Consider the following 26690-nt stretch of genomic DNA (forward strand, 5'->3'; position numbering starts at 1 on the left):
CCGGCCCCGCCACCAGCCGCTCACATGTACCACACGCGCACGCTCACGTCTACCACACGCGCAGGCCGTAAACTCGTCTCCCTGAGCATGGATCTGACAAACTGGTTCCGGTCGCGCCGTGCAAGCGAGTCGGCGCCCGACCTGCGAAGCCTAGGAAAGGCTGCGCTGACACTGCGACTCCGATCGATTGAGGTGGTTCGGTCGGGTTCAACTCCCGAGACTTTGAGCCCTTCTGGTGGGGGGTAGGGGAGGGCTCATCTGGTTGCCACCTTTAAACTCGATAGCCCGCGGAAGGATAGCCCGGTACGCCAGCGAGGCTGTTCGACGAGCTGGAGACCGGGAAAACGAGCCACCAGGATCGGGAACAGTAGGGATCCTTCGAGCCGGGCCAGCGGCGCGCCGAGACAGAAGTGAATGCCGGCGCCGAACGACAACGGTGGGACTCCGGTTCGGGTGATGTCGAGCTTATCCGGGTCACAAAATCGGTCCGGATCTCTGTTGGCCGCCCCGAGCAAGGTCAATACGATCTGACCGGGATGTAGATCGACTCCTGCCAGCCGTGTCGGCTCGAGCACCGTGCGCCCGTTGGTCTGGACGGGGGAGTCGTAACGCAACAATTCTTCGACGGCATTGCTCGCCAAGTCGGGCCTGGCACCCAGTTCGCGCATTTGGTCGGGGTGAGCGAGCAGCGCGGCGACGCCGTTGCCGATGAGGTTTGTGGTGGTTTCGAACCCTGCGGCGAACAACAGAATCGCGGTGCCGACGCATTCGTCGTCATCCAGGATGTCGTCGCCGTGCGCGACGGCGAGTCGGCTGAGTAGGTCATCGGCGGGGCGGGCGCGTTTGACCGCCAACAGGTCAGCGAAATACATGGCAAGTTGGTTCTCGGCTTCACAGGCGGCGGTCAGAGCCTCAACATTGGCTCCGGGTTCCAGTGAGGCGAGCAGGGCACGCACCAATGGCGCGGCAACTGCCCGATCGGCCGCGGGAACTCCCAGAAGTTCGCCTATCACATTCACAGGCAGCGGGAGCGCCAGATCGGTGATGATGTCGACGAAGACCTGTACCTCCATGACGTTAAGTAGGTGATGGATCTGTGTGATGATGCGGCTGCGCAACTCGTCAATGTGTCGAGGGGTGAACACGTCGGCCACCAGTCGACGCAGCCGGTGATGGTCAGGGGGGTTACGGAACAGCATGGTGCGCCGGAATCGATGCATGGCCCGACGTTGCAGCTCGTCAGGGATCTCGGACAAGCCGAAGCCCAGCGACTCGTCGGCCTTGCCGAGTCTGCGGTCGCGGAGCGCCGCCGCGCAATCGTCGTAGCGACTCAATACCAGCACCCCCGATCGCGTAACCAAGACGGGGCGCGTCTCTCGCAGCCGTCGGAACGCTTCGTAAGGTCCGGCTGCGCCGTGATCGGTGAGTAAGGCGTCCAGGAGCAGTTCCCTCTCGGTCGGTACATTCATGCTTGCCTCTTAGTATTCGCCTGTGACTGCAGGAAATGTTCGACGTCGACCAGGATGAACAGGGCGGTCGCCGTGGTGACCGATCGACCCTCTATATCCTCGATCCTGGCCGCGAGATTCAATTTCCGGCCATCGCGAGACCGTGTATCGGCGTGCAGGGTGTAAGGCGTGGCAAGCAGAACCGGCGCGAGGTAGTCGAGTTCGAGACGGCGCGTCACGCCGAGTTCTCCGACCGTGTAGAGCAGGAAACCGAAAAGATCGTCGATTACGGTCGCCACCGCGCCGCCGTGTGCTATCCTGGGCGCCCCTACGTGACGTTGGTCGAAGAGGTGGTGAGCAACGACGCCGTCTCGGCAACGCCGTACCGACAGGTAATGCCCGTGCGGGTTCGTCGGCCCGCACCCAAGACAGTTGGGGTGGTGGGGTGGCAACTCAGGCGAGCTAGATTCTTCCAGCGGCCGGAATGAGCGCACCCAGTCCTCCATGTCTGGGTCGACCGACCCCCCGACCGCATCCGAAGCTTTGCCCATGGTCCGACCTTCCTGTCGATGAAACCGCGCTTAATGCCGGTCTCGAGTGTGACCGTTATGCAAATACACCTGAGCGCACTCCGGAGAGTGCGGTGGCAGCCCTTCGCTCAACTCCACGTTGGTCAGGCGAGGTGTCCCGCCCAACGGGAGATCACGACCCCATCTCCTTCACCAGTGCCGTAGTCTGCGATGGACGCCGGTGTCGTGAAAAACTTCCCGCCCCGCGTTCCATCTGCCTCGTCCTATTCAGAACTCCGGTTGGAAAAAAATTTCCTAGATTTCGATGACAGCTAGCTCTCCTTCGGCGTGCAGGGAGCGTAGGCGCTTCTTGTCGAACTTGCCGACTGAGGTCTTGGGCACCTCGGAGATGAAGCACCAACGCTCGGGCAGCCACCACTTGGCGACCTTGCCGTCGAGGAAGTCGCGCAGACTAGCAGGTGTGGGCTCGCGGCCCTCACGTGGAACGATCACCGCGAGGGGGCGTTCTTGCCACTTCTCGTCCGGCACTCCGATCACAGATGCCTCGAGCACGTCTGGATGACCGGCAAGCAGCAGTTCGAGCTCGACCGAGGAGATCCACTCCCCGCCGGACTTGATCACGTCCTTGGCGCGGTCGGTCAGCGTCACGAAATTGCGTGCATCGATCCGCCCGACGTCGCCGGTGCGTAACCACCCTTCCTGAAACTTCTCACTGTCATGCTCCTCGCCGACGTACGAGCCGGTAATCCAGGGCCCGCGTGCTTGCAACTCACCGACCGCTTCGCCGTCGTGCGGGAGCTTATTGCCCTCGTCGTCGACAATCCTCAGCTCCACCCCTGCAACCGGGCGGCCTTGGGTGGCGCGCAGGCGCCAGCGCTCCTGCACATCGAGCGATACCGGTGGGCGTGCGATGGCGGCCAGCGGCGAGGTTTCGGTCATTCCCCATGCCTGGACGACCTGCACGCCGTACCTCTCCTCGAAGGCCTCCATCAGGTGAAGGGGTACTGCGGAACCACCGCAGGCGACCAGACCGAGAGAGGAGATGTCATAGCTGGAGTTTGCCTCCAAGAAGTTTAAGACGTCATTCCAGATCGTCGGAACTGCGCCCGCGACGGTCGGCCTCTGCGCGTCGATGAGCCGCACCAGCGGCTCAGCCTGCAGGAACCTGTCAGGCATGAGTAGGTCGGCGCCCGACATAAGGGCGGCATAGACTAGTCCCCAAGCGTTGGCGTGGAACATCGGCACGATGGCAAGGATCCGATCATCGCAGCTGACTCGCAGTCCGTCGGCGGCGCAGGCCGCCATCGAATGCAAGTACGTCGACCGGTGGCTGTAGGCGACCCCTTTGGGGTTGCCGGTGGTACCCGAGGTATAACACATAGCGGCTGCGGACTGCTCATCGAGATCAGGCCAGTCGAACGTATCGGACTGAGAGGCGAGGAACTCCTCGTACCCCACGACCCTGACCCCGTCACGGTGCAGCGGGGTAAGGTCCACTTCGCCGGTCACGACGACGGTGTGCACGCTGGTGAGCTGCAGCAGTACAGGGGCCAGCAAGGGCAGCAGGCTTCCATCGAGAATTACGACCTGATCCTCGGCGTGGTTGCCGATGTAGACAAGTTGATCAGGGGTGAGACGTAGGTTCAGGGTGTGCAGCACTGCGCCCATCGAGGGCACCGCACAGTAGGCCTCAACATGCTCCTGGTTGTTCCACATAAAGGTCGCAACACGCTCATCGCCTGTGATCCCGCAACCGCGCAATGCGTTGGCCAACTGTGCGGCTCTCCGTCCGACTTCGGCGAAAGTGCCGACCTTAACGCTCCCGTCGGACTGCAAGGTCCGTACGGTTGCCGAGCTATGCACACTCGAACCGTGGCGCAGAATCGCCGCAGTTGTCAAGGGAAAGTTCATCATCGTGCTCTGCATACCATTCCTTCATTCGATAGTGCCTGCGAACGAACAGCGATCCGCAGATCAATTCACCGGGCGTCCTGGTTAACAGCGGGCTGTCAGAGACCTGCAGCCGTAAGTGAGGTTGAAGCCAATTCCAGGGACTCGACCAGGTTCGACTCGAGTTCTGGTAGTCGGCTAGCCGCCGTGACCACCGCCGCTAAGCGAGCGCGCGCATCAATGTCGCGTTGGGTCCCGGCACGTGCAGTTTCGGTCCATGCCTGCGCACAACGGCTGGCGGCGACGGCGAGGTCGGCGGTGGCTAGATCACCGGTCAGGCGTGCGACATCCGCGCAGCCATCGGCGAGCAACCGGCGGAATAGGCCGCCGCCGGTGCCCGCCTTCTCGATGAAAGCGCCCAGACTGAACAGGAAGATCTCAAGATCTCTTGTCGGAAGGTCTGCCCAGGCTCGAAGGTCGGCCGCCAACTGCTCGACTGCAGCTAGCCCCTCGGCCCCGGCCTCCATGGTCGTGAGATCAACGATCCCCGGCTGTGACGGGTGGCGCATGTTGGCCGCGGATTGGCGAAATGCCTCTGCCGCCACTGTTGCCATGTCTGGCAGCGCGCTCGGCCAGGTGATGCGGTATGTACAGTGGCGCGTCGGTTGAGGGAAGGACGTCGAGGAACGCGCCCGAGCCAGCGAATCGAGCGGGACTTCCTGCACCTCGGCGCGATCATTGTCTACGACGAAGGCAATCCCCTTAGCTTCGTCGTAACCGATCACCACGATGTCGTGGCGACTCATCTGCAACTGGACCTGCAGGTACGGTAGCTCGGCTATGTCGCCCCACACCAGGCTGGGTCTGCCTGCGTCGATCTCGTCGAGAACCCAAGACCATCCCTCACTGGGATCGTCGGTGGTGAGAACGTGGACCTGTCCGCCTAGCCGGCGGGGTAGATCGATTTCGAAGTCGGCCCCTCGTCCCACCAAATACAATGGTGGAACCAGGTCATTCGATCGGAGGTACGCTAGCCCCAGCGAGCCGCCGAGTGCGAACACCAGACCTTCATCGGGTGGCCCTTCCCACCCCAGTCCATGCCAGTGCAGAAGATCCCGCATTGCGCCAGAACCACAGTGCCCCCCGATCTGATGGGGGTAGTCCTTGATCAGGATCTTGCGGGGCATGTATCTTCCTTTTCTGGGTGGTGGGTTCGAAGACCAGGTCAGTTGTTCCGAATTCTGTCCAGGTAGGCCTGACGTGCCCCCATGTCCACGTCGTCGAGGAATACAGAGTCTGTGTCCAGGGCCGATCCGAGCCTGGTGGCGAGCCGTTCGGGGACGAACTTCATCGCTGCGACCATGCTCCCTGCGAGGCGAGTGACGCGCACGAAGGGCCGCGGTTTCTCGATCAGTTCGCCTGTCACTCGAGCGATTTCCTCGGGCTCTGCATTGCGCAGTCCCTTGGCTCCTGCTGTCCCAGCAACGAGTTCGGTGTTGGTGAACGTGGGCCGCACTGTGGACAGCCGCACGCCTGACTTGCGGTATTCCAGTCGCGCCGCCTCCGTGAATCCGATGACCGCGAATTTGGTGCCGCAGTAGGTCGCCAGACCGGGGACGGCGAGCTCGCCGGCCAGTGATGCGGTGTTGATGATGTGTCCAGTACGACGAGGGAGCATCCGTTGAAGGGCGAGTTTGGTCCCAAAGATGACTCCCAGGACGTTGATCTCGACCTGCCGCCGGGTCACCGCGTCGTCTTCCTCGTGGGTGTGCCCGGTGGGCATGATGCCCGCGTTGTTGATCAGCACGTCGAGGGGGCCGAGGTCTCCCTCGACTAGGTCGAGAAAGTCTTTGAACGAGTCAGGGTCGGTGACATCGAGGCGGGTGACAACCTTAACCCCCAGTTCGGCGGCGGTCTCCTTAGCACGTGCCTCGTCGATGTCGCCGATGGCCACGCGGTGACCTCGTCGGATCAGCTCCTTCGCGGTCTGGTAGCCGATGCCGCGGGCTCCCCCGGTGATCGCCACTGTTTTCGCGGCGGTATGGGGATTGTGTGTCGTCACTTGCTGTGCTCCTTGTTCAGGCCGAGGCGTTGTCGTAGACCGCGACCGGCTGCTGCACGCAATACTTTTTCGGCGATGGCCGTACGTCGGGAGGTGTACGGGTACCACGTGAGTTCTCGTGTCAGGACAGGGATCCGCGGCTCGGTCACGGACTGGACCCGGCAGTATTTGTGAAGTCCGTAGGCGCCGCCTAGTCGCGCACCGATACCTGAGGCCTTCCATCCACTGTGCGGCAGTGTGGTGGCGAAGAGGTTGCTGAAGACGTCGTTGATGTTGACTGCACCCGCGTCCAGACGTTGTGCGATACGCCGCGCACGAGCATGGTCGCGGGTCCACACTGTGGCAGACAAGCCGAACGCCGAGTCGTTAGCCAGGTGGATGGCCTCGTCCTCGTCCGCGACACGCATCACAGGGATCGTGGGGCCGAAGGTCTCCTCGGTCATGCAGGCCATTGTGTGGTCGACGCCGACCACAACGGTTGGAGCGTAGTAGTTCCCGACCGCGCTTAGGGTTCCGCCGGCCAGTACCTGCGCACCTGCCGCCACTGCCTGGCTGACGTGGCGATCGGCTATCTCGACCTGTCTCGCCGTGACCATCGCACCTACGTCGTCACCTGCCGCGGCACCTTGGGTAAGTGACCGTACTCGTTGAGCCAGCCGGGCCACGAACTCGTCGTAGATCTCAGAGACCACATACACCCGCTCGACTGAGATGCAGACCTGCCCCGCGTTGAACAGACCGCCCCACGCGATCCCCTCCACAGCACGAGCAAGGTCGGCATCCTCCAGCACGATCGCCGGATCTTTACCACCTAACTCCAAGCTCACAGGCTTCAATTGCTCGGCACAGCGGATCGCGATTGTCCTCCCGGTGGCTGTCGAGCCCGTGAACTGAACGAAGTCAGCGGCGTCCACGACCGCAGCACCTGCTTCGCTAGCACCCACAACATGCGCCAAAACTGGTGGGGCGCCGATCTCGTGCCAGCCCTCGACGACTCGTGCACAGGTCAGTGGCGTCTCTTCCGAGGACTTCGCCAGGACTGCGCATCCGGCAGCCAGCGCAGGAGCTGCATCCATGAGGAAGAGGGTGATCGGGAAGTTCCACGGTGTGATGAGCCCGACAACCGGGTACGGGTGGTAGGTCTTGGACAACCGTTTCGGCAGACTTAGCAGACCTGCGGATCGGACTTGCTCGTCAGCGAGAAACTTCTCGGCATGGTTTGCGTAGTAGGTGATGAACTCGCACGATGCTGTCGTCTCAACCAGGGCGTCGGGGCGCACCTTGCCTGTTTCGGCTTGCAGCAGATCGGTGAGTTCGTCGGTGTGAGCCAGGATCCAGTCTCGCCAGCGATGCAACCATCGGGAGCGTTGCCGCGGGCTTGCCTGAGCCCACCCGAGCTGAGCGCGGCGGAGATCGGCCGCGATGCTGTTCACGGTCTCGCGGGTATCGATGGGGACGGTTGCGACCAGCCGGCCGTCGGCGGGGTTGCGTACGTCCAGGGCATCCGCTGTGGTCGCCGTGCTCATCGGGCCTCCGGGAGTGAGTGGAGCCCGCGGGCGATCCCGTCGGGCTGGGTGCATCTGTCGGGTGTGTCGGTGAAAGCGTCAGCGATCACGTGGGTGCGCTCAAAGATTCGCTGTCCATAGGTATGCCGAAGCTCGGTCAAGATCGTGTTCAAAGGCAGGTCGTCGAAGACGCCGCGCTCGCGGACATACTCCATGTGCAGGGCTCCGTCGGCGGCGAAGGCGTGCAGGAGGGCGTCGTGCTCGCCATCGAAATCCACCGGCGGCACCCCGAAACGGGCACACAACTCGGTGTTGAACGCCGGGGTCGCCTTCATCCACCGGCCGTTGACGTAGAGATGGCTGTAGCCGTGATAGACGAACAGGTCCGTGCCGCCCATGAGCGCTCGCAACGCTTCGGTCTGCAAATGATTTCGGACGTCGGCAAACCCCAGTAGCGCCGGAATCCCTGCCGCACGGCACACCGCGGTCAAGAGCACCGCCTTCGGGACGCAATAGGCGCGCCCGGTCTCGAGGACGAAGCTTGCTCGATAATGGGCGGGATCGTCCGACACCGTGTAGGGGTCGTACCGGATCTGGTCGCGGACGGCGGCGAAGAGGCGCTTCGCCTTGTCCCGGTCGGTGCCCGCATCCCCAACCGCGGCGGCGGTGAACGCCCGGACGGACTCGTGCTCGATGTCGAGGAAGTCGGTCGCCCACGAGTGCGCCAGCGGTGCCTTATTCATCTGCGCTCCAGAGTTATCGGCAACCCGTCGACCGGAATGGGGAGCGAGGTGTTGTCCCACCTCGCTTCATACTGATCGGGGACCGTCCAGGTGTAGGTGCGTAGCATGTGGTGCAGAATCGCCTTGACTTCGAGGGTGCCGAAGTGCAGACCGATGCACTTGTGTACCCCTCCTCCGAAGGGGATCCACCCGAGGCGGTGATTCTGGTCCTCACGCCGCGGTTCGCTGAAGCGGTCAGGGTCAAAGGTGTCGGGGTCGGTCCAGCACGACTCGTCGAAGTGGTTCACCGACGGAGCCACGGCCACCAGGGTGTCCGCCGGGATGTGGTGGCCGGCGATATCCACGTCTTCGACCGTCTTGCGCATCACGATGGGCACGGGCGCCACCAGACGGAGTGTCTCCTTGATCACCAGGTCGAGAGTCTCCAGTGAGTCCAGGTCGTCGATGTCCGGGCGGCGTCCACCGAGTCGGTCGGACTCGGCCCGCGCCCGTTCCTGCCAGGCCGGGTGCTTGGCGAGGAAGTAGGCGGCAGCGGTGGTGGTGATGGTCGATGTGTCGTGGGCCGCCATCATCAAGAAGATCATGTGGCTAACGACGTCCTCATCGGTGAACGCCTCACCGTCGGCCGTGCGCGCATGGCACAGCCCCGCAAAGAGGTCGCCTCCTTGGCCACTTCGAGCCGCCGGCAGGTGCCGGGTGAAGTAGTCCTCCAAGAGCGCGCGCCCACGGACTCCCGCTCGCCAACGAGTCCCCGGTAACGGGAAACGGATGATCGAGCTGGCCGCACGCACGGTGGCCACGAAGGCGTCGTTGATGGCATCGGTATCCTCGCTACCCCCCCGACCTGCCATGAAGACCTTCGTGGCGACGTCGAGAGTTAGTGCCTTCAGCAGCGGGTAGATGCGCGTGGTGGATTGTCCCGCTGTCCACCCTGGGATGCTGGCCTCCAGCGTCGGGCCGAGCTGGTCGACGTAGCCGGCGAGTCGGTCGCGGGTGAACGCCTCCTGCATGATCCGCCGATGCATCCTGTGTTCGTCGAAGCTCATCAACATCAGGCCCCGATGAAAAAAGGCATCGATGAGATAGGTCCACCCGTCCTGGGAGAACGACTTCGCCTTGGTGGTCAGCACCTCCTGTATGGCATCCGGTCCGGCAACCGCCACTATTTTCGTGCCGAAGGCGCCCATCCACGACACAGGTCCTAGCCGCTGGTACCTGGCCCGGGAGAAGTTAGATCCGAACCGGATGTAGTCCAGGGTGTGACCGAGCAGAGGCATGCCAGCGGTCCCTAAGACCGGTTTGAGGCCTGACCCCGCCGGGGGCGGGGCGAGCTCTCGGACAGGCCACCGGTCACTGGCCCCGAGCAGGGCCGCGTCGACCCGACTCGGCAGTGGCACCATGAGGACCGACGAGAGTCGCTCACGACCCTTCGCCAGCGGGAGATGGATAATGTTCGTCACTTGTGTTCCTTTCCGAAACGCAGCCCGCACTCACCATTTCGTACCCATCGCCCGAAGACCCGTCATCTCAGGCGGAGCTGGCAAGCGCCAGTTCAGTTCGGTCGATGGGGAGTTGCTGCGTGATTACCCGCTTGCTGAACATGAAGTCACGGGGGCGGTTGATGCAGTCGGCGCCAATAAGCTCTCCCTCACGGAGGTAGAAGCAGGTGAAGTCGCGGTCTCGGGTCGGGTCTCCGCTGAGGATGACTTCGTCGTAACCGGTGTTCAGACCGGCGATCTGGAGCTTGAGATCATATTGATCCGACCAGAACCATGGAAGCGCCGCTATCTTCTTGGACTTCCCACACACCGTCGCGGCAGCGACCTTGGCTTGCTCGTGCGCGCTCGGCACAGACTCCAGGCGTAGAGGGCGGCTGTAGCGAGCCATGCTGTGGCTTGCGCAATCCCCGGCGGCCACGATGTCGGGGTCGCTGGTCCGGGCCTGGTCGTCGATCACGACGCCGTTATCAATGACCAGACCTGCGGCGGCGGCAAGATCGGTGTTCGGCTCAACGCCGATGCCGACAATGACGAGGTCAGCGGGAATTGACTCGCCACCGGACAGAACTACTTCACGGACCCTGTCCTCGCCGGACAGAACCTCGACCAGCACACCCGTCCGGATTTTCACGCCCTCCTGCCGGTGAATACGGTCGAAGAACGCTGATACTTCGGGGGCAGTGACCCGCTCAAGGACGCGCCCAGTCGCCTCGAGCACGGTGACCTCCAGCCCCAGTGCACGCAACGAGGCAGCCGTCTCCAGTCCGATGTAACCGCCGCCGATGATCACTGCCCGACGTCCTGCGTGGGCGGCCACTCGGATCATCTCGACGTCTGCGACTGTGCGTAAGTAGTAGACTCCGGCCAAGTTGGCTCCCGGGGTGGGGAGTCGCCGAGGGCGGGCGCCAGTGCACAGCGCAAGCTGGTCGTAAGCTAGTGCGCCGCCGGTACTCAGTGAGAGATGACCACCCGAGCGGTCGATCGCCTCCACCGTCGCATTCAGGACTTGGATTCCCTGCTTGCTATAGAAATCGGCATTGCGGATCGCAAGCTCGTCGAGTGTGCTCTTCCCGGCCAGGTACGCCTTCGACAAAGGAGGGCGTTGGTAGGGCAACGTCGACTCATCGCCGATGAGAACGATCTCGCCGGTCCACCCTTCCTGTCGAAGACTGGCCGCGAGTTGGGCTCCGGCATGGCTGGCCCCGACGACGAGGGCCCGATGTAAGGTCATACGTCGGATTTCGGGGTGAGACGGACCATCATCTTGCTGATGCCCCTGACAAAGTTGGACTGCACATACTCGGGCTCGCCGACGACCTCGATCTTTTCGAAGCGAGAAAGCAACTCTTCCCAGAGAATCCGCAGCTGTAATTCCGCCAGTCGGTTGCCCATGCAGCGGTGGACACCGAAGCCGAAGGAGATGTGGTTGCGAGCGTTGGCCCGGTCGATGATGAAGTCGTCGGGCCGATCGAACATCCGCTCATCACGGTTGCCTGAGGCGTACCACATCACTACCTTGTCGCCCTTGCGGATGAACTGCCCGTTCAGCACGGTGTCGGCCTTGGCGATCCGGCGCATGTAGGCCAACGGTGTTTGCCACCGAATGATCTCCGAGACCATATTGGGGATCAGGTCAGGGTTCGCCTTCAGCTTCTCGAACTGGTCAGGGAACCGGTTCAACGCGAGAACACCGCCGCTCATCGAGTTCCGCGTCGTGTCGTTGCCTCCGACGATCAGCAACACAAGGTTGCCCAGGAACTCCATCGGTCGGTCGATCAGATCCTTGGTGTCTTCGTTGCTCTGCAACAGGGTGATCAAGTCGAATCCGGGTTCCTCCCCGGCAGCTGTCCGGGCAGCCTTGTCGCGCCAGAGAGTGCTGAGACCTCGCGCCATGTCGCGCATGCCGCGGAACACCTCGTCATTGTCCGAGGGGCCGCCGTTGGCTTGCTCCATCGAGGATGCGAGATCAGACCAGTAAGCGAGCTTGCGGCGCTGCTCGTAGGGAAAGTCCAGGAGGGTCGCAAGCATCCGAGCGGTCAACTCGACCGAGACGTTCTGGACCCAGTCGAACGGCTGATCCACGGGCAGGTTGTCCAGCACCTCCTGGACGCGCGATCGAATCAGACCCTCCATCTCACGCAGGTTCTTCGGTGCGACCACGCCTTGGACAGCGGCCCGCTGCGCGTCGTGTCGTGGCGGATCCATCGCTATGAACATCTCGATATCAAGAAAACGAGGTGGAACCCCGATGACGATCAACGGCTCGGCGGAGAAGACCTCGTGGTTCTTGTCGACGGCCATGATGTCGGCATGCCTTGTGACGGACCAGAACGGCCCGAACGGACTGTTAGGCTGGTAGTGGACCGGAGCCTCGTTGCGTACGCGCTCGAAGTACGACTGCCAGCGCCCCTGGCGATAGAGGAAAGGGTTGCTGAGGTCGATGTCGGCGAGTTCGACGTCCTCCACAGGAGGGATGGGGCTCTCGATGAAAAGCCTCTCTCCGTTCGCTCCGGTCACCCATCGCCGCGTCTTGTCGTACAGTTGTGCGCCCTGGATCTGCCGCTCCATCGGGATAGTCGACTGAACCTTAGCGGCGATTGCCTCAGAAAACTTCATTGCGTCTTATCGTCTCTCTCGTCGTCACATCTGAAACTCAGGCATTAGGACGGTCAGGCCGTCCCACGCCTCGGAGACCGGAATCTGGCAGGACAGTCGAGAGGTCGGTTGACGCTCAGGGTTCATCGCGAGCATCTCCTCCTCGTCGGAGCCGGAGAGGCCCACCTCCTCGGACCACTGCGGATCGACGATCACATGGCAGGTGCCGCACGCGGCCTCGCCTCCGCAGTCGCCGTCGATGCCGGGCACTGCATTGTTGGTCGCGACCTGCATCAGCGACTGTCCTTCTTGGAAAGGGACCTCGTGCTTCTTGCCGTCGTGTGAGACAAAGGTGACAACTGCCATAACCAACTCCTGATACGTTGTCCTCGCCTTGGGAACTTGATCAAAGTGTCGTCGGGGATGACCGCTACGGCTATGTTCTGCGGAGTCAAAAACTTGTGAATTCGGCTCAAAGGGATCTGGTGAACCAATGATCCTCGATGACGAGGGTGTGCCCCCGCTCCTGTTCGTGCAATTGCTCGAGCGCCAAGCATTCGACCCAGACGCCGTCGCGCGGCTTCGCAACATCATGTCTCGCGAAGGAACCGACGAGGCGACGCTGATTCAGCGCGACGTTCAGGCCCCCATACGGTGGTTTCGGGAGGTCTACCCCGAACTCGACGTCGACCAGGCAACACTGCTCGGCTTTGCGTTCGCTGAACAGGCCCAGTTGACGTCCTTCGGCCCGTTGAGTTCTCCGCTGGTCAGCGCAGGCTCGGTAGCCGAGATCGTGGAGTTGCTCACCTATCTGCCGTTGATCTCGACAGCTCTCAGTCCACAGTTCCATCCAAGTGACCACGGCCTCACCATCGGGTTCACCGCACACACAAGCGATCCGGCCCTGGACTGCCTGGTCGTCGCCTACTGCGGGTCGGCGCTACTGCGACTGCTTGACATGCTCGCCGGCGACATGCCTACCGTCACACTCCACTTGAGTTGGCCGGTGCCGCCCCTCCTGTCCAATCATGAGGACTTAATAGCCGGGCGCCTGTTTTTCGGCGCTCCGATGTCCTTCCTTCATGTTCCCGCGGACACGCTTAACGAGGTTTGCCGGTTCTCCGATCCCCTCACATACCGACTCGCCATCGGCGATCTGCAGCGAACTCTCGACCAGCGGGGCAGGACCACGTCGTTTTCGGAGAAGACGAGACGGCTGCTGGAGAAGGAGCCCGCACAGGGGAGTATCCACTGGGTCGCACGCGAGTTGTCGATATCCGTCAGCACACTCAAGCGGCGCCTCTCCGAAGAGGGGACCACTTTCCGCGAGTTGCGCCAGTCATTCCTGCGCGAGCGTGCGATGCTGCGGCTACTCGACCGATCAATGTCGGTGACTGAGGTCGCCACGGAGCTCGGATACAGTGACCTCACCAACTTCTCACACGCCTTCAAGCGATGGACCGGCCGTTCTCCGAACGAGTTCCGGCATCCATGACGCTGAGCCGCCCGGTCTCCGGCGGGTTGAGGGGGCTGGCGGATGCGGTAAATCAGTGTGGGGCCGTTCCCAGTGCATGAGATCAGTGGTACTCCAGGGGCCGACCAAGATTTCGGTCCGACAGGATCTTCCTGAGTCTCGGGGTCACCGCAACGGCGTGATCAGTGGTGGAATCCGCGTCGACGTGGGCACTTTGCAGCCAAAGCGAGGGGTTATGCCTGCTGTGTGGGCATGGGCATGTGCTCGGGCATGATCATCTTTCTCGGAAGTGACAGCTCCGCATGGGAACCTAGATTTTCCGGATTGAAGGCAGGTGCTGCGGCAGTTGTGGCCGCGGGCCGGAGCGCCAGCCGACCACCTTTGTTCGAGAACGCCTGCTTGGGCACGTCAAGACACCCCCGAAGTTGGGCGCGGCCGCGTCGAGTAACCGGTTGCGTGAGCGTGCTAGCCGCGGATCGGCCTGCTCGTCGACTGCGGTGAGTGAGTCGGTCGTGGCGTGGTCCGGGGCGGTCATGGGAGCGCGCTCCTCCGATTCGTCTCGTTCAGCCCTGGGCGTATGTGTCGACTCTATCCCGAGCCCCCACCACTATGATACGAATGGTCTCGTACCGAGACTGTTGGTCTTTGAGTTGGGAGGCGCCGGTGGACACACCTGGGACGGGCGCTGTTGAGATCGACCGGTGGACCAGGGCCGAGTGGTGGATGCTGACGGTGTCGTGCCTGGCGGTGGCGCTGGTGGTCGCGGCCATGGCGGCGTTGTACTCGGCGTTGCCGCAGATCGCGGTCGAGACCGGGGCGACGCAAGCCCAGTTGACCTGGATCGTCGACGGTTACACGCTGGTGCTGGCGTGTCTTGTGCTGCCTGCCGGAGCAATCGGTGACCGTTACGGGCGTCGCGGTGTGCTGGTCACGGGGCTGGCGGTGTTCTCGGTCGCGTCGGCGCTGCCGCTGCTGCTGGCCGACCCGGTGTGGCTGATCGCAGCGCGCGCGCTGGCCGGGGTGGGCGCGGCGCTGGTGATGCCTTCGACGCTGTCGATCCTGACCGCGGGGTTCGCCGCTGCCCATCGTGGCCGGGCGGTGGGGGTGTGGGCCGGAGTTGCGGGGTCAGGGGCAGTGCTGGGCATCCTCGGCGCCGGGGTACTGCTCGAGCGGTGGTCATGGCCTTCGGTGTTCGTCGGGTTGACCGTGGCGGGGGTGGTGCTGGCGGGGTTGGCGTGCACTATCGCCGAGTCCCGAGAGAGCGAGCATCCCCCGGTGGACTGGGTGGGTGCGGCGGTGGTGGCCGTCGCGATCGCGGCGATCGTGTTCGCCGCGATCGAGGTTCCCGCGCGGGGCTGGGCCGACCAGCTCGTCGCCGCTATCGCCGGGGTCGGTCTCCTGGCAGCGGTGGTGTTTGTGATCGTAGAGCTGCGGTCTTCTGCGCCACTGCTGGACGTGCGGTTGTTCGCCCGCCGCGGTTTCGGGGCCGGCTCGCTGTCGGTGACCATCCAGTTCCTGGTTACCTTCGGAGTGTTCCTGCTGTTGGTGCAGTACCTGCAGCTGATCCTCGGCTATGGGCCGCTGGCCTCGGCACTGGCGTTGGCGCCGATGGTGGTGCCGCTGGTCGTGATCTCGGTAATCGCACCGTGGTTGTCGAGCCTCGTCGGGTTGAAAGTGATGACCGTCTCAGGACTGCTTGCCATCGCTGCCGGACTGGTGCTGGTAAGCCGGTTGACCGTGGCCGCGGACTATCCCGGCCTGCTGTGGCCGCTGCTGATCATGAGCGCGGGTCTGGGATTGTGCACCGCCCCGGCGACCTACGCCATCGTCGCCGACACCCCTGCGGCCAAACAGGGGGTCGCCGCCGCGGTCAACGACGCTGCCCGCGAGATCGGCGCCGCGATCGGGATCGCCGTGGCTGGCAGCGTGCTCGCCGCAGGCTATACCCACCACATCCAGCCCGCTCTGCCCCAGCTTCCCGAGCCCGCCCGCGGCCCGGTCGCCGATTCCCTGGCCGCTGCTCTGCAGGTCGCTGACCAGGCCGGACCGGCGGCCCAACCGCTGGCCGAGTTCGCCAAGGCAGCGTTCGTGCACGGCAGCAGCCAGGCCGCGCTCACGCTGGCCGCCCTCACCGCCGCCGGGGCGATCGTGCTGGCAGTCCTCTCTCCCGGCCCCACCACCCGCCGCTCCCGCGCGTCACGCACTCACACGAACACCCCTCCCCGCTCGAACACCCCCTTCTCGTGAAAGAGGCCCCATCATGACGGCCTATCGCACGATCCTCGTCGACACCGACGGATCCGACTACTCCTACCGCGTGGTCGACCACGCCGCCGAGCTGGCTCACGTCACCCACGCCCGACTCCTGATCATCTGCGCCCGTCACGACATCGACGAACGCGCACTCGGTACTGACGTCGACCGGCTGCGAGGTACCACACCCACCGACGCCATCCTGCGCACCGCGCACCAACATGCGATCGCCCACGGCGCCGTCGACATCGAAACTCGCATCCTGCCCGAGCCCACCGTCCGCGCACTGTTTCACCTAGCCGGCCCGACCGCCGACGACCTCATCGTCACCGCGAACCCCCACCGGTCACCACTGGCCCGGCTACTATTACCTCGCCGGCCGAGCTTGCCCACAAAGCCCACTGCGACATCCTCATTGCTAATGGTGAGGACACCTACGGAAGGCGTCCATGACCGAGCACACACCCAACACCAACACACCCGAGACCGCCGGCCCCGAACCTTTCGAGGCCGAGGACTGGATCCGTACCTTCGCTGTGGCGCCGCCCGAACACGTCGACCTGCCGCCTCACCACCCCCACTGCCTTGGTTGCGGACCGGCTAACCCTCACGGCCACCAGTTGCGCGTCCGACGCGACGCACACGGCGTCTACGCCCACCACAGCTTCGATTCCCGCCATGTCGGCGCCCCAGCGATTGCCCACGGGGGCGCGGTCGCCACCGTCCTCGACGACTTGTTCGGGTTTCTGCTCTACACCGTGGGAGAGCTCGCCGTCACCCGCCACCTCGCTATCGACTACCTCGCCCCGGTCCTGCTCGACACCCCCTACACCCTCCGCTCTCACATCCACTCCCGAGCAGGCCGCAAACTACACCTGCGAGCCACCATCGAAAACAACCACGCCCACGTGGTCACTACCGCCACCGCACTGTTCCTCATCGTCGACATCGACCACTTCCTGACCCCCCGACACAACGCCTCGGCGGCGACCGCGCCCACTACACACGAAGACCAACAAGGCCCTCAGATGGACAGTCCCTGACGTGTCCCTCTAGCCGATCCGCGGGGACTGTTTCTTATTCGGTGTTTCGGCCCGAGCCGCTGAGTAAACGCTCAGCGAGGGAGGTGCCGTGATGACGACATTGGAAGATATGACGAAGAAAAAGGCCGAGCCCTCCGCGGAAGCTGCGGCGCGCGCCATCAGGTCGCAGAACGCGGCGTTGCGGCCGTGTTCGGTCACGACGACGGGACGGTGCTCATGGTTTCAGGGTGAGAGATTGCGTGAGGATCGCATCCCGGTTCCGCGCACCCGTTTGCCGGTGTGGGGCGAACTCGGCCGGTCGGGTTCGACTCGTGGCAGCAGAGCGTGACTACGTGCTGATTGTCGCCGCGGCCGATAGTCGTCTCTCGTGTTGAACTATGGGCAGGTGGGGCGCAGTATTTACAGATGAAGACCGAAGAGGAAGAGCGTCTGATCGCTCATGCGGTGAGTAGGTTGTCTGCGAAGTATCCGTCGATCTCGGCTGATGTCGTGGCGGACGCTGTGGCGTCTGCTCATGCTCATTTCGACGACAAGGTGCGTGATTTCGTTCCTCTGCTCGTCGAGCGCATGGCGGGGGAGAAACTTTCCTCGCTGGTCGCTTCATAAAGGCCGTGTCCGCGGCCGAAGAGTCCGATATTGCGCAGGCGAGAGTGTTTCTGGCTCTGTTGAATTCGGAGATCGACGAGTTGTCGGAGCGGATCGAATCCGCGCTGCGCCTGGTGCGGGGTACGCGCCCGGTCGCACCTGAGTTGGCGTCGGCGGCGCGCACCGATGCGGCGGCTCTGCGTAAGGACCTTCATCGGGTGCACGCTCTTGTCGAGCAACTGACACGCCGGTTTCCTACCGCCAATGTGCCCGCGGAAGTGCCTGCCGCACATTCTTTCCGCAGCTGATCGGTTTCCGTCGCAGCGCTGATCGCGTTCGGTGCGCGGTCAGCCGCTATCCTGAGTCGCCCTCTTCTGCATGGGCAGGGAAGCACAGGGACGGTGAGCTGCGGGGATGGATCGACAACCACCATCGAGTGCTGCCGCTGCTGTGGTCGACTGCGCCGTCTATGTCGACGGGGTGCGACTCCCCGGCACTCACACACCGGAGAGTGCGTTGGATGAGGTTCGGCGTCGGGGTTCGGGGTTCGTGTGGCTCGGGTTGTTCGCACCGACCTTCGAGCAGATGACGGCAATCGCCCAGACGTACGGCCTGCACGAATTGGTCGCCGAGGACTCGGTGCACGCGCATCAACGCCCCAAACTCGAACAATACGACAAGGTGACCGTGTTGGTGATGCGCACGGCCCACTACCTTTCACCGACCTCGATCCGCACCGCCGACGACATCGTCGAAACCGGTGAGATTCTCGCTGCTGTCGGGTCGGATTTCATCGTCACCGTCCGGCACGGCGCGCATACCGCGTTGGCGGGCGTGCGCGCCGAACTCGAAGGATCGCCGGAACACCTGCAAATCGGGCCGTGGGCTGTCCTGCACGCGGTGATCGACCGGATCGTCGACGGTTACCTGGGAGTGGTCGGATCGGTCGACGTCGATATCGACACTTTGGAAGTGGAACTGCTCAGCCCCGATCGTCACACCCCTATCGAGCAGATCTACCTCGTCAAACGCGAAGTGCTCGAATTACGGCGTTCGGTCAACCCCCTCGCTGCGGCGCTGTCCACGCTCGCTGCCGCCACTGCGTTGCCGGAGCCGATTCCCAAGGACGTACACCGGCATCTGCGTGATGTCGCCGAACACCACGCCGCGGTGGCGGAACGGATCGTCGAGTTCGACGATGTCATCAGCTCTCTCGTCGCTGCGACTCTTGCTCGGGTCAATGTTCAGCAGAACACCGATTTGCGCAAGATCACCGCGTGGGCGTCGGTGGCGGCGTTCGTGACTGCGTTCGCCGGGATCTACGGCATGAACTTTCAGGACATGCCGGAACTGCGATGGCGATACGGGTACCTGCTGTGGTGGATCATCGCGGTGACCGGCGCGGTGTCGTTGTTCACCTTGTTCCGCCGAAAACGCTGGCTGTAAAGGCCAGCATCTGAAGGTCTTGGCCGGCTGCGGCCGGAACTCCTCGAACCGAACGGAGGTGAACGACCGAACCGCCCTGCCTCCGCGCGACCACGCTGTTGCCGGGCGGGATTGCGCAGCAGGTCAGGTCGAAACCACTGTTACGCAGATCGATTCCGTTAGTCTCAACCGTCCGTGAATGGTGGGTGTGCAGGCGATCGACGATCGGGGATCGAAGAAGGAGGGGGACAGGTGTTCGGTAGCGCCGGCAATGATGCTCGACTAGTGCGTCCGCCTGCGCTGGGCACCGCCCTCGCTGCCGTGCCCTTTCTCGCGATAATTGCGGGAGTCCGCTACGACTGGTGGCAGTACCCCACAGCCGCAGTCATTTTCCTCGAACCCGCCACGGTATGTTTCGCGCTCCTGGGACTCCTTGCCATCGGGGTGTTCTGGGTTGTCCGGTCCTACGGTTTCTGGAAACGGGAGCAGCGCCTGTCGTGGCGGATGGGACCTGCCCCTCTGGTCGTGGTAGCGACTGCTCTCGTGTTCTTCACGGTGCAAACGCCAACGGATCGCGCTTTCGATCGAGCCAATCCAGAGATGGCGGAGCTTGCGGACTCGATGCTGCGTGACGGTACCGAGCATCTCGGCCCCACCGAGATCGACGGTTACGAATTCTCCACTGTCTTCATCCGGGTGGACAACTGTGTGTACTTCGTCGATAGCAGGCGGAGCACCCCCACTGAGGTCGTGGGGTGGTTGTACACAGCGAATTGCACTCCGAATTTGGATCGGTTCCGCCGGCTCAAACCCGTTGCTGAGAACTGGTTTTCCTTCGAGCAGGGCACCTAGAGGTCTTGTCTGGACCTATGAGATCTCAACGCAGCTGGGTCTTGTAACGCGTGGCGCAGCGTGCGAAATGTGCTCGTCTACCAATGTGAGGGGAAATGCGAAATCTTCAGATCTCGGTGTTGGCTTTGTTCGTGCTCATTGTCGTGGTGGCTGTTTCCGTGTGGTCGGAGAGCGAGTATGTCCGCACACCGTTGTTGATTGCTTCGGCTGTGACACTGATATTGGTGATCCTGTTGGAGATCAACATCCGCCGCTTGAAATGAGTGCGCGGAGAACATTGGGGAAACAACTTGAAAAACAACGAGGGGATCGACCGCGGGCGCGATGGATGCCCGCAGCGCTCTGGGTCGGTCCGAGGGTGGCATCGCTGAGGTCCGCCCTTCTACATAGCGATACGGTGAGGCGATGCGAAAGCTGAGGTCGTTGGGTGAATGGGTAGCAGCTGATCCGCCTGCATCGTCGAAGCCTCCGGGGCCGATTCTTCTTGCGTTCACTGTTGTTCCGGTTCTTGTGTTGATGTGTAGGCATTACGGGTGGTGGCCTTCCCCGTTCGGGGGTTTCCGATGGTTGGATCCTTTGCTCGTTTCTGCTGCGGCGTTGGTCATTCTGGTGATGGTGGGGTTGGTGTGGGCGATCCGCACGCTGTACGTCGTGGGTCAGGACCGGCGCTGGTCGTGGTGGATCCTGCCTGCGCCGCTCGTCGTCACCGCCGCGGTCGCTGTGGTGATGTTGGTGCCTCAGGTGTCTTTCCTCGACAAGAGCGGAGAATTCGAGACCATCGCACTCGACCTCCTCAAGAATGCGGGAACTGTTGCCGAACAGTTGGAGATCGGCTCGTTCGATATTCGTCGCACCCGTGTCGTACCTCCTGATGAGGTCTATTTCATCGACAACGGCAGCATGTTCACCACGACGCGGGGGTGGGTGTACTCACCCAGCGGGACACTTTCTGGGTTCGGCCACTTCTCTGCAACGCATCTCGGCGGCCCCTGGTACGAGTTCACAGCGATCTGGCGCGACTAGCTCAACTGTTCGTTCGCCATGAAAGGACTTGAGAAATAGCGCCGCTCGCGGTTCTGGGGCCGGTGGCTGTTGTTTCTACTGCGCGACACCTGTTGCAATCTGCTAGGTTCGCGGTGAAAGCCTTTGAGCTGCAACGACCGTGTTCCCAAATATCTGAGACGGCGCTGTACCCCAAGAGAATGTGCAGCGATCCTGCTCGACGGAATGGACTTAGTTGTCCTCGGGCTGGCCGGTGCCGCCGTTCCGCCGACCAGAGCGCGCGCGGTGGTCGCCCGTGCACGCAGCAAAGGTTCCTGCCTGGTGGTCACCGAAGGGCGATGGGACGGTGCGGATATCCGCATCGACTCCCACGTCACCAATTACACGGGGATCGGGCAGGGCTATGGCCGCATCACAGGCTTCTCCGTCGATATCGAGGTCAAGTGGGCCGGGGGATACGCCCCGGTCCGGCAGGTTCGATCTGAGCCCCACAGCCCGGGCAGTGGGGTGGACGGCCCACGCTCCCGAACAATCGGCTCCGCTTCCACTTCCGCAGGCGCTATGACCGCCCCGGACTTCAACGGCTGGCAGGAGCCGTGGCCACTGACCCCGACCCTGCGCCCACTACTCCCACAGCCCCAGCCGGTCATCGTCGAAACGAACCGCGCCCTGCCCTTGGCGAAGAACGCCACGCGCCCCGACAAGCTCCCTCTGCGCGTACTCGCCGGAGGACTCCGCCTCGAAGGCACCATGCCAAAAAGCTCTATGCGTGGGCGCTCCTCAGTTCTCTGCACTAAGCAAGCCTTCTCGTCTGAAACAAGGCGGATCCGATGCCTCGTTGACCCCCAGGACCCCGGTGCGCGCCCACCTCGTCGGATGCGCGGCTGTAGATACCGACGGCACCCAACTTCATCGAGACAGGATCGCCACCTGATCAGGGACCAACGTGCGATAGCCATCGAGATACACACGCCCACAACCGTCGAGTTCGACAAACACCGTCGCTCCACCCGATCCATCGGCCCGCAGAAGTTCGGTGTGCGCGACACGGGAAGCGGATCGGGTACACGGCGGCGCAATAGGCGCTGTCGTCACAGCCCGAGCCAGTTCAATACTCTCCTCGCGCGAGAGGCGCACACTCGATTCTGTCGAAAACTCCTCACCCTCAACAACATAGCGGCAAACCAGCTCAATCCTGAGGGGAAACCCGGTCCGGGATCTGTTTTCCATTGCGGCAAAACATCTTTGATGTAATCGCCAAAGGGGTTCTCTCTCGAAATTTTTCCAGTGAAGCCCTAGCTTGAAACCGCGCGGTCGGTTAGTCTCACACGGAATCACTTGCTGGCCTTAGCTAACCGGTCAATTTCGCAGGCAGCCATTTCGCTGAGCTGCTGCACCTCACTGGAGGTACTCCGCGTGGTCAAAACGAATTTGTGGAAACGTCGCACACTGGTCTCGGTCGTACTCATGGTGCTATCCCTGGCTGTTGCACCTGTGGCCGGCGCCTCGCCAGACACACTCGACCAACCTGCCCCTGAGTCGCCCGCTGTAGAGGAATATCCCTCGACTGATCTTCCTCCGGAAATGATGCAAGTTCCCGGTGCTGGGCAGCAGTGTGTCAATACTGCGCTCGAGCGCAACATCTCCAACTGGGTCTGCAACGGAGCGATGTTGATTACTCCCGACGGCCAGGAGGTGCTTCCGGTCGTCCCTCGCCCTGACCTTGTGGAGCCGGTGCCACCTCCGAATCCGCAGTCACGGCTAAATGATGATCCTGACTACGACCTCTGGTGTGAACCGGATTCGAGTTCCCCATGCATCAGGGAAATCGCCCAGTACCAGTCGGAAGCGAAGAGCAACATGATCTACGGCGACGAAGACGGTGTGGTGGGAACCTTCGATTGGATCGTTCATTTGAATTTGAACGGACGGTCCACACGAATCACTACAACAGTGATCCATGACGAAGGACCTTCGCTGAATTTCATTCGGCACGACGCCCATTGCCGTGAAGTGGTTCCCGGACCGATCCTGGATACGAGTTGCGGAATCAACTACATGGGATCACCGTTCACTGTCTCGGAGGCGAGCCCCAGATTCAACTACGGACCAGCTCAAGGGTCGAACATCGTCGATGCCGGCACGTACTTCATCGAAGGGCGTATGCAGTTTCAGCCATCCGGCTACGACTATGTCTGGTCGATCCCGACAACGGCTTCAGTATGGGGTCCTGGGCCACAGAGCGAACGATTTATCTGCCCCACCCAAAACCGAGTCTGCTATTTCAATCGCTGATCCGAAACCCCCTGCACGTCAATGTCTCTGCCTGACAACCAAGCAAAGGACAAAGGTATGACATCTCTACGAAAAATCATTCCAGGAGCGATCGCCGCAGCAGCTGTTCTTGCACTGGTAGGTGCGTCCCCAGCTCAAGCGGAGGTGCGCACCGGTTGGATCGGACCCACTCCACCGGTCAACGGCACGATCTTCCTCCACACCTCGACTATCGACAACGGGGGAGTGCCCATCGCGAGCAGTCGGATCTACACCTCGTTCGCCAACGTGGTCTCCCCGGGCATCATGGGAGCGAAGGCGCGGCTGTTCCGCGAGGGCGCCCTGTGCAGTGCCACCGATTACCGGTTCAATGCCCTCATCTCCAACTCCCAAGTTGCCAGCACGCAAAGGGACTGCGGTGCAGGCTTTTACAACAGTCACGGATTCGTAGCAGTTCTCAACCAGTCGAACGGCGCCATCAACGAATACGTCACGTTCCCGACCGATCCGCTCCAGTTCCCTGCGCCCTCAGCTCTTCAGCGCCAGCCAGCTCTCACGGCGGGCGAGAGCGGAGTCAACGCAAGGGGCGAGAGTTACGGGGACGCGCTGAACGTTCAAAGCGACGCTGAGCTGCCTGACTTGGTCAGTGCTATCGGATCCGACCTGCAAGCCGGATTCGTCCGTGCCAGTGATCTGACGGCGCAACCGTCCACCGATACCGCGACCACGAGAATTGTGCCGCTTCTTTCGCGAGAGGGCGAGACAATCGGCCAATTCCAGATCGGGTAGTCGACAAGCTCACCTCGGCGGCACACACTCTGATGGTGTGTGCCGTCGAGGTGATGTCAGGAGGTCCTACTGATGAGCCAGCAGTGGAGCGATTTCCCGGTCTCCCACGAGCCGAGCAGTCTGCCGGATACCGTCGAGGGTGGGCACTATGTGCGAGTCGCAATGACCAGCCACGATCTGATGACCGTGTGGGCGGCAGGACCGGCCCGCGCTTTCCGTGTTGCCGTCCCGATCTCGGCTCGCCCCCCGGTCAAGGTCACTCACACAAACCCGCGGACTGGCCAGCGAGAGAGTCACTTCGAGGAGTTCACCGACGACGATCAAAGAACGATCGATGAGTTCGTCAATTTCGGCCTTCAGCTGGCGGGAATCGCGAAGTTCCCCAGCGGTTTCGACTGGTATGTACGAGTGCCCAGTCGAATCAAGGATGCGGCGGAGCTTGCGGACGAACTTCGCGCCAAGAATTCAGCGCCGGACGAAGTCGAAGCGTTGACGATTATCACCGCTACGTACAACAGGCTTCTGGCCGATTGAATCTGCTGGCAGATGCTGGCCCCGCCGGGCTGTAGATGTCACGTATTTTTTCGCATGGGGGACGTGTCGTTTAGCCATGTCAAAGGGCCTAAATGCGCGCCGGATGTTCTGAAACCAGCCCTCTGGCGCGGTACAGGTTCGGCCGGTCGGGTCTCTCAGAGCTAGGGGACAGGGCGTTGCCGTAGCGTTCATGGTCCAGGACGGGACGCCCTAGCGCCGAGGACTGCGCGCTTCAATGCGCCTTGTCTGAGCGATTTCAACTGTGTCCGCTCCGGGACGCCGAGTTTGGTCATCGCGACGAGCACCAGCAGGGCGACCCCAGGTTCATAGAGGTTGTACCAGACGGTTTCGGACATTTTGCGCTTGTGAGGTTCGTCGCCGTGTGCGAGATGGTTCCGAGCATTTTTGATGTTCTTAGCCCATACCTCGATGTCGGGAATGACCTGACGTACCGCGGCCGGTGGAGGGATCTGTGCGAGGGCGACGCAGCGTTCGCGGTAGTCGAGAGATTTTGGGTGAAAACCCTTGTGCAGTGCCTCGATTGCGCCGCACAGTCCAAGTAGCTTGGTTTCGTAGTACATACTCGATTCGCGTTGAAGTGCGATGACGGACAGCGTCCCGTAGTTCGCCTTCTGGTGCAGTTCGTGCCAGCCTTCGAGGAGGGTCGGCAGATCCACATCGTCGAGTGTGAAGTTGATAAGCGTCGTGCCCGAATCATCGAGGTCGGTGTCCTCGCTGATCAGGTCCGAGCTCCACCAGTCGAACTGCCGATGCGCTTGTGGGATTGCGGGAGAACTTGATGCGCCGTACGTGGGCGGGCCGATGCATCGCCAGCGTGATCAGGTCTGCCAGCCGCCGAGAGATTTCGATGTGGGCGTTGATCGAAAGGGGTTCGGCGCTGGTCACTCGAAATGCTGTCCGAAAGTGTGCAGGAATGGACATACCACCGCGGGAGAATTGACCGCCGGATGCGTAATGGCTGGACGTGGAAACCGTGACCTCGACGTTGCCGTATTTTCCCGAGAGGGGCGCGCTGACCGGGATAGTGAAAATATAGGGCTCGTTGGACTTTTCAGGGTGGGATACGGCGATCTTGACGCCACGGGCCCAGTAGGTGAGGTAGTCCAGTTCGATGACGGACTCGGTGAATGCGAGTTCGTCGGCGTCGTTGACGTGGGAGTCTCCGATGACGAGCCCTGACAGCTTTATCGTTTGGTCGGTGTACTTCTGGCCATTTGTGAATCCACCCTTTTCCGAATCGATGTACGTCTCGAACAGGGACACCGCGCGCCCACCGGAATTGCCATGGACAGTGCGAAATCCCAGCTCGTGAATATCGTACAAATCGCCGTGCAAGTCGAGTCGCGGCTCTGTGGAATCACTGAGCGTGAGAACGCCCGGCACGGTGCGAGAAGGGCCGTTCGAGTCGGGTACCCACCATTGTCCGTGGAGTTGCTCTGTCGTCGCCATGAGCTAAGGCTAAGGTCGTCCGGCCGGTTGACGGCGCGACGACATGCGGATGGCCTCCGGAGTCTGGGATGGGGGATGTCGGTGTGGGGGTGTTTGGTTGGTGTGGGTGGGTTCGGTGTTGGTGTTTTAGGGTTTGACCTGCGGTGATGACATGTCCCCGGGGGTGGTTGTTGGGGGTGTGTGGTGCGCCGGCGTTTTGGGTGCCGGCGGGGGGCCGCTGGGGCCGGCGGGTGGTGTGGGGGTGTTGCTAGGGCTCGTTTTTTGGGTGTTTTTGAATGTTATTGTGTGTCAGTAGGTTTCGGTATTCGGTTGGTGTTGGGTTGGTTTCGCGGGTTGTGCACGGTGATGGTTTCGTTAGCGTCGAATGTTGTTGCAGTGGGGAATATTTCGGTGTTTCTGGATTTCGGGTTGTTTTGCGGTTTGGCGGGTGGGGGTGTATGATTGGGAGCATGATGATGGCGAGGCAGTGGACGCGAGACGGGGCGCTTTTCGTGACCCTTCCCCTCCTCCCCAGCCTCGTTCGGGTGTCGGGTACCGGTTCAGACGTTGCGATGAATTCGATTGGTGAGAAACAAGTTTCGGAATTCAGAGGAGCGAAGCGACTCGATCGACGGCAACGGCACTCGACCCACTGCGAGCCGCGCAGCGGCTCCCTGGCGGGGAGCGCAGCGACTCGCTTCCGTCTCCCGACGCGAAGCGTCGGGAGGAGCGCCGCGG

The 26690-nt window shown here is 62.3% G+C and carries 28 protein-coding genes; 14 read left to right on the top strand and 14 right to left on the bottom strand.

Translation table 11 applies throughout. The annotated features are described in order from the left end of the window. Nucleotides 1–254: 254 nt before the first annotated feature. The 11 genes from ACKAMS_RS29825 to ACKAMS_RS29875 form a co-directional block, all read right to left on the bottom strand. Nucleotides 255–1469 (bottom strand): cytochrome P450, encoded by a 1215-nt coding sequence (locus tag ACKAMS_RS29825; protein WP_003942419.1) that lies wholly within the window; start codon nt 1467–1469, stop codon nt 255–257. Then, nucleotides 1466–1999, bottom strand: a complete 534-nt coding sequence (locus ACKAMS_RS29830; RefSeq protein WP_003942418.1) for a PaaI family thioesterase — start codon at nt 1997–1999, stop codon at nt 1466–1468. The genes ACKAMS_RS29825 and ACKAMS_RS29830 overlap by 4 nt, the downstream gene beginning before the upstream one ends. A gap of 273 nt (nt 2000–2272) precedes the next feature. Beyond that, entirely contained in the window at nt 2273–3904 is a 1632-nt protein-coding gene (locus tag ACKAMS_RS29835; RefSeq protein ID WP_003942422.1) for a fatty acid--CoA ligase, read from the bottom strand. Between the two features lie 83 nt (nt 3905–3987). After that, nucleotides 3988–5055, bottom strand: coding sequence for a BtrH N-terminal domain-containing protein (locus ACKAMS_RS29840; RefSeq protein WP_003942427.1), 1068 nt, complete (start codon nt 5053–5055; stop codon nt 3988–3990). Between the two features lie 38 nt (nt 5056–5093). Then, nucleotides 5094–5930: an SDR family oxidoreductase gene (locus tag ACKAMS_RS29845; RefSeq protein ID WP_003942425.1), complete on the bottom strand. Its 837-nt coding sequence runs from the start codon at nt 5928–5930 to the stop codon at nt 5094–5096. After that, complete coding sequence (locus ACKAMS_RS29850) at nt 5927–7456, bottom strand: aldehyde dehydrogenase family protein (protein ID WP_003942430.1); 1530 nt, start codon at nt 7454–7456, stop codon at nt 5927–5929. The genes ACKAMS_RS29845 and ACKAMS_RS29850 overlap by 4 nt, the downstream gene beginning before the upstream one ends. Next, entirely contained in the window at nt 7453–8178 is a 726-nt protein-coding gene (locus ACKAMS_RS29855; protein ID WP_003942420.1) for a transglutaminase family protein, read from the bottom strand. The genes ACKAMS_RS29850 and ACKAMS_RS29855 overlap by 4 nt, the downstream gene beginning before the upstream one ends. Next, nucleotides 8175–9638, bottom strand: a complete 1464-nt coding sequence (locus ACKAMS_RS29860; protein ID WP_019750067.1) for a cytochrome P450 — start codon at nt 9636–9638, stop codon at nt 8175–8177. Before ACKAMS_RS29860 ends, ACKAMS_RS29855 begins: the two co-directional genes overlap by 4 nt. 67 nt (nt 9639–9705) lie before the next feature. Further along, nucleotides 9706–10908, bottom strand: a complete 1203-nt coding sequence (locus ACKAMS_RS29865; protein ID WP_003942429.1) for an NAD(P)/FAD-dependent oxidoreductase — start codon at nt 10906–10908, stop codon at nt 9706–9708. Next, entirely contained in the window at nt 10905–12293 is a 1389-nt protein-coding gene (locus ACKAMS_RS29870; RefSeq protein WP_003942426.1) for a cytochrome P450, read from the bottom strand. The genes ACKAMS_RS29865 and ACKAMS_RS29870 overlap by 4 nt, the downstream gene beginning before the upstream one ends. Before the next feature lie 24 nt (nt 12294–12317). After that, entirely contained in the window at nt 12318–12638 is a 321-nt protein-coding gene (locus ACKAMS_RS29875) for a 2Fe-2S iron-sulfur cluster-binding protein (protein WP_003942421.1), read from the bottom strand. 127 nt (nt 12639–12765) lie between these two features. On the opposite strand from ACKAMS_RS29875, the gene ACKAMS_RS29880 reads away from it, so the two are divergent. After that, a complete protein-coding gene (locus tag ACKAMS_RS29880; protein ID WP_003942428.1) occupies nt 12766–13767 on the top strand; it encodes an AraC family transcriptional regulator in 1002 nt (333 codons plus the stop codon). Nucleotides 13768–14056: 289 nt separating this feature from the next. Here the strand turns inward: ACKAMS_RS29880 and ACKAMS_RS29885 are convergent, their stop codons facing one another. Further along, nucleotides 14057–14281: a hypothetical protein gene (locus tag ACKAMS_RS29885; RefSeq protein ID WP_230544131.1), complete on the bottom strand. Its 225-nt coding sequence runs from the start codon at nt 14279–14281 to the stop codon at nt 14057–14059. Between the two features lie 188 nt (nt 14282–14469). On the opposite strand from ACKAMS_RS29885, the gene ACKAMS_RS29890 reads away from it, so the two are divergent. The 13 genes from ACKAMS_RS29890 (at nt 14470) to ACKAMS_RS29950 (ending at nt 24503) form a co-directional block, all read left to right on the top strand. Next, nucleotides 14470–15993: an MFS transporter gene (locus ACKAMS_RS29890; protein ID WP_019750069.1), complete on the top strand. Its 1524-nt coding sequence runs from the start codon at nt 14470–14472 to the stop codon at nt 15991–15993. A gap of 13 nt (nt 15994–16006) precedes the next feature. Beyond that, nucleotides 16007–16603: a universal stress protein gene (locus ACKAMS_RS29895; protein WP_003946090.1), complete on the top strand. Its 597-nt coding sequence runs from the start codon at nt 16007–16009 to the stop codon at nt 16601–16603. Next, the gene (locus ACKAMS_RS29900; protein ID WP_231915899.1) at nt 16521–17042 is read left to right on the top strand and encodes a PaaI family thioesterase; all 522 of its coding nucleotides are present in this window, start codon (nt 16521–16523) and stop codon (nt 17040–17042) included. The genes ACKAMS_RS29895 and ACKAMS_RS29900 overlap by 83 nt, the downstream gene beginning before the upstream one ends. A gap of 91 nt (nt 17043–17133) precedes the next feature. After that, nucleotides 17134–17370 carry a hypothetical protein gene (locus ACKAMS_RS29905; RefSeq protein WP_003946087.1) on the top strand — a complete coding sequence of 79 codons (237 nt, stop codon included), beginning with the start codon at nt 17134–17136 and terminating at the stop codon, nt 17368–17370. A 77-nt stretch (nt 17371–17447) separates the two neighbouring features. Continuing rightward, on the top strand, nt 17448–17648 hold the full coding sequence (locus ACKAMS_RS29910) for a three-helix bundle dimerization domain-containing protein (protein WP_003946083.1): 201 nt from the start codon (nt 17448–17450) through the stop codon (nt 17646–17648). Nucleotides 17649–17653: 5 nt separating this feature from the next. Further along, complete coding sequence (locus tag ACKAMS_RS29915) at nt 17654–17935, top strand: hypothetical protein (protein ID WP_003946081.1); 282 nt, start codon at nt 17654–17656, stop codon at nt 17933–17935. A gap of 106 nt (nt 17936–18041) precedes the next feature. Further along, nucleotides 18042–19073 carry a magnesium and cobalt transport protein CorA gene (locus ACKAMS_RS29920; protein WP_003946088.1) on the top strand — a complete coding sequence of 344 codons (1032 nt, stop codon included), beginning with the start codon at nt 18042–18044 and terminating at the stop codon, nt 19071–19073. A gap of 231 nt (nt 19074–19304) precedes the next feature. Then, a complete protein-coding gene (locus ACKAMS_RS29925) occupies nt 19305–19904 on the top strand; it encodes a hypothetical protein (protein WP_003946084.1) in 600 nt (199 codons plus the stop codon). Nucleotides 19905–19999: 95 nt separating this feature from the next. Next, nucleotides 20000–20167: a hypothetical protein gene (locus ACKAMS_RS29930; RefSeq protein ID WP_003946089.1), complete on the top strand. Its 168-nt coding sequence runs from the start codon at nt 20000–20002 to the stop codon at nt 20165–20167. 142 nt (nt 20168–20309) lie between these two features. Next, nucleotides 20310–20927, top strand: coding sequence for a hypothetical protein (locus tag ACKAMS_RS29935; RefSeq protein ID WP_003946082.1), 618 nt, complete (start codon nt 20310–20312; stop codon nt 20925–20927). 1317 nt (nt 20928–22244) lie between these two features. After that, nucleotides 22245–23201 carry a hypothetical protein gene (locus tag ACKAMS_RS29940; RefSeq protein ID WP_147343839.1) on the top strand — a complete coding sequence of 319 codons (957 nt, stop codon included), beginning with the start codon at nt 22245–22247 and terminating at the stop codon, nt 23199–23201. Between the two features lie 57 nt (nt 23202–23258). Next, on the top strand, nt 23259–23969 hold the full coding sequence (locus tag ACKAMS_RS29945) for a hypothetical protein (RefSeq protein WP_003946437.1): 711 nt from the start codon (nt 23259–23261) through the stop codon (nt 23967–23969). Between the two features lie 72 nt (nt 23970–24041). Further along, nucleotides 24042–24503, top strand: coding sequence for a DUF5956 family protein (locus ACKAMS_RS29950; protein WP_003946439.1), 462 nt, complete (start codon nt 24042–24044; stop codon nt 24501–24503). Nucleotides 24504–24691: 188 nt separating this feature from the next. Here the strand turns inward: ACKAMS_RS29950 and ACKAMS_RS29955 are convergent, their stop codons facing one another. Both ACKAMS_RS29955 and ACKAMS_RS29960 read right to left on the bottom strand, forming a co-directional pair. Continuing rightward, nucleotides 24692–25180 (bottom strand): HEPN domain-containing protein, encoded by a 489-nt coding sequence (locus tag ACKAMS_RS29955; protein ID WP_003946436.1) that lies wholly within the window; start codon nt 25178–25180, stop codon nt 24692–24694. Nucleotides 25181–25217: 37 nt separating this feature from the next. After that, nucleotides 25218–25973 (bottom strand): hypothetical protein, encoded by a 756-nt coding sequence (locus ACKAMS_RS29960; protein WP_003946434.1) that lies wholly within the window; start codon nt 25971–25973, stop codon nt 25218–25220. Nucleotides 25974–26690 lie beyond the last annotated feature (717 nt).

It is taken from the genome of Rhodococcus sp. 5A-K4 (assembly GCF_046097995.1).
In the GTDB taxonomy this organism is placed as follows: Bacteria; Actinomycetota; Actinomycetes; order Mycobacteriales; family Mycobacteriaceae; genus Rhodococcus_F; species Rhodococcus_F erythropolis.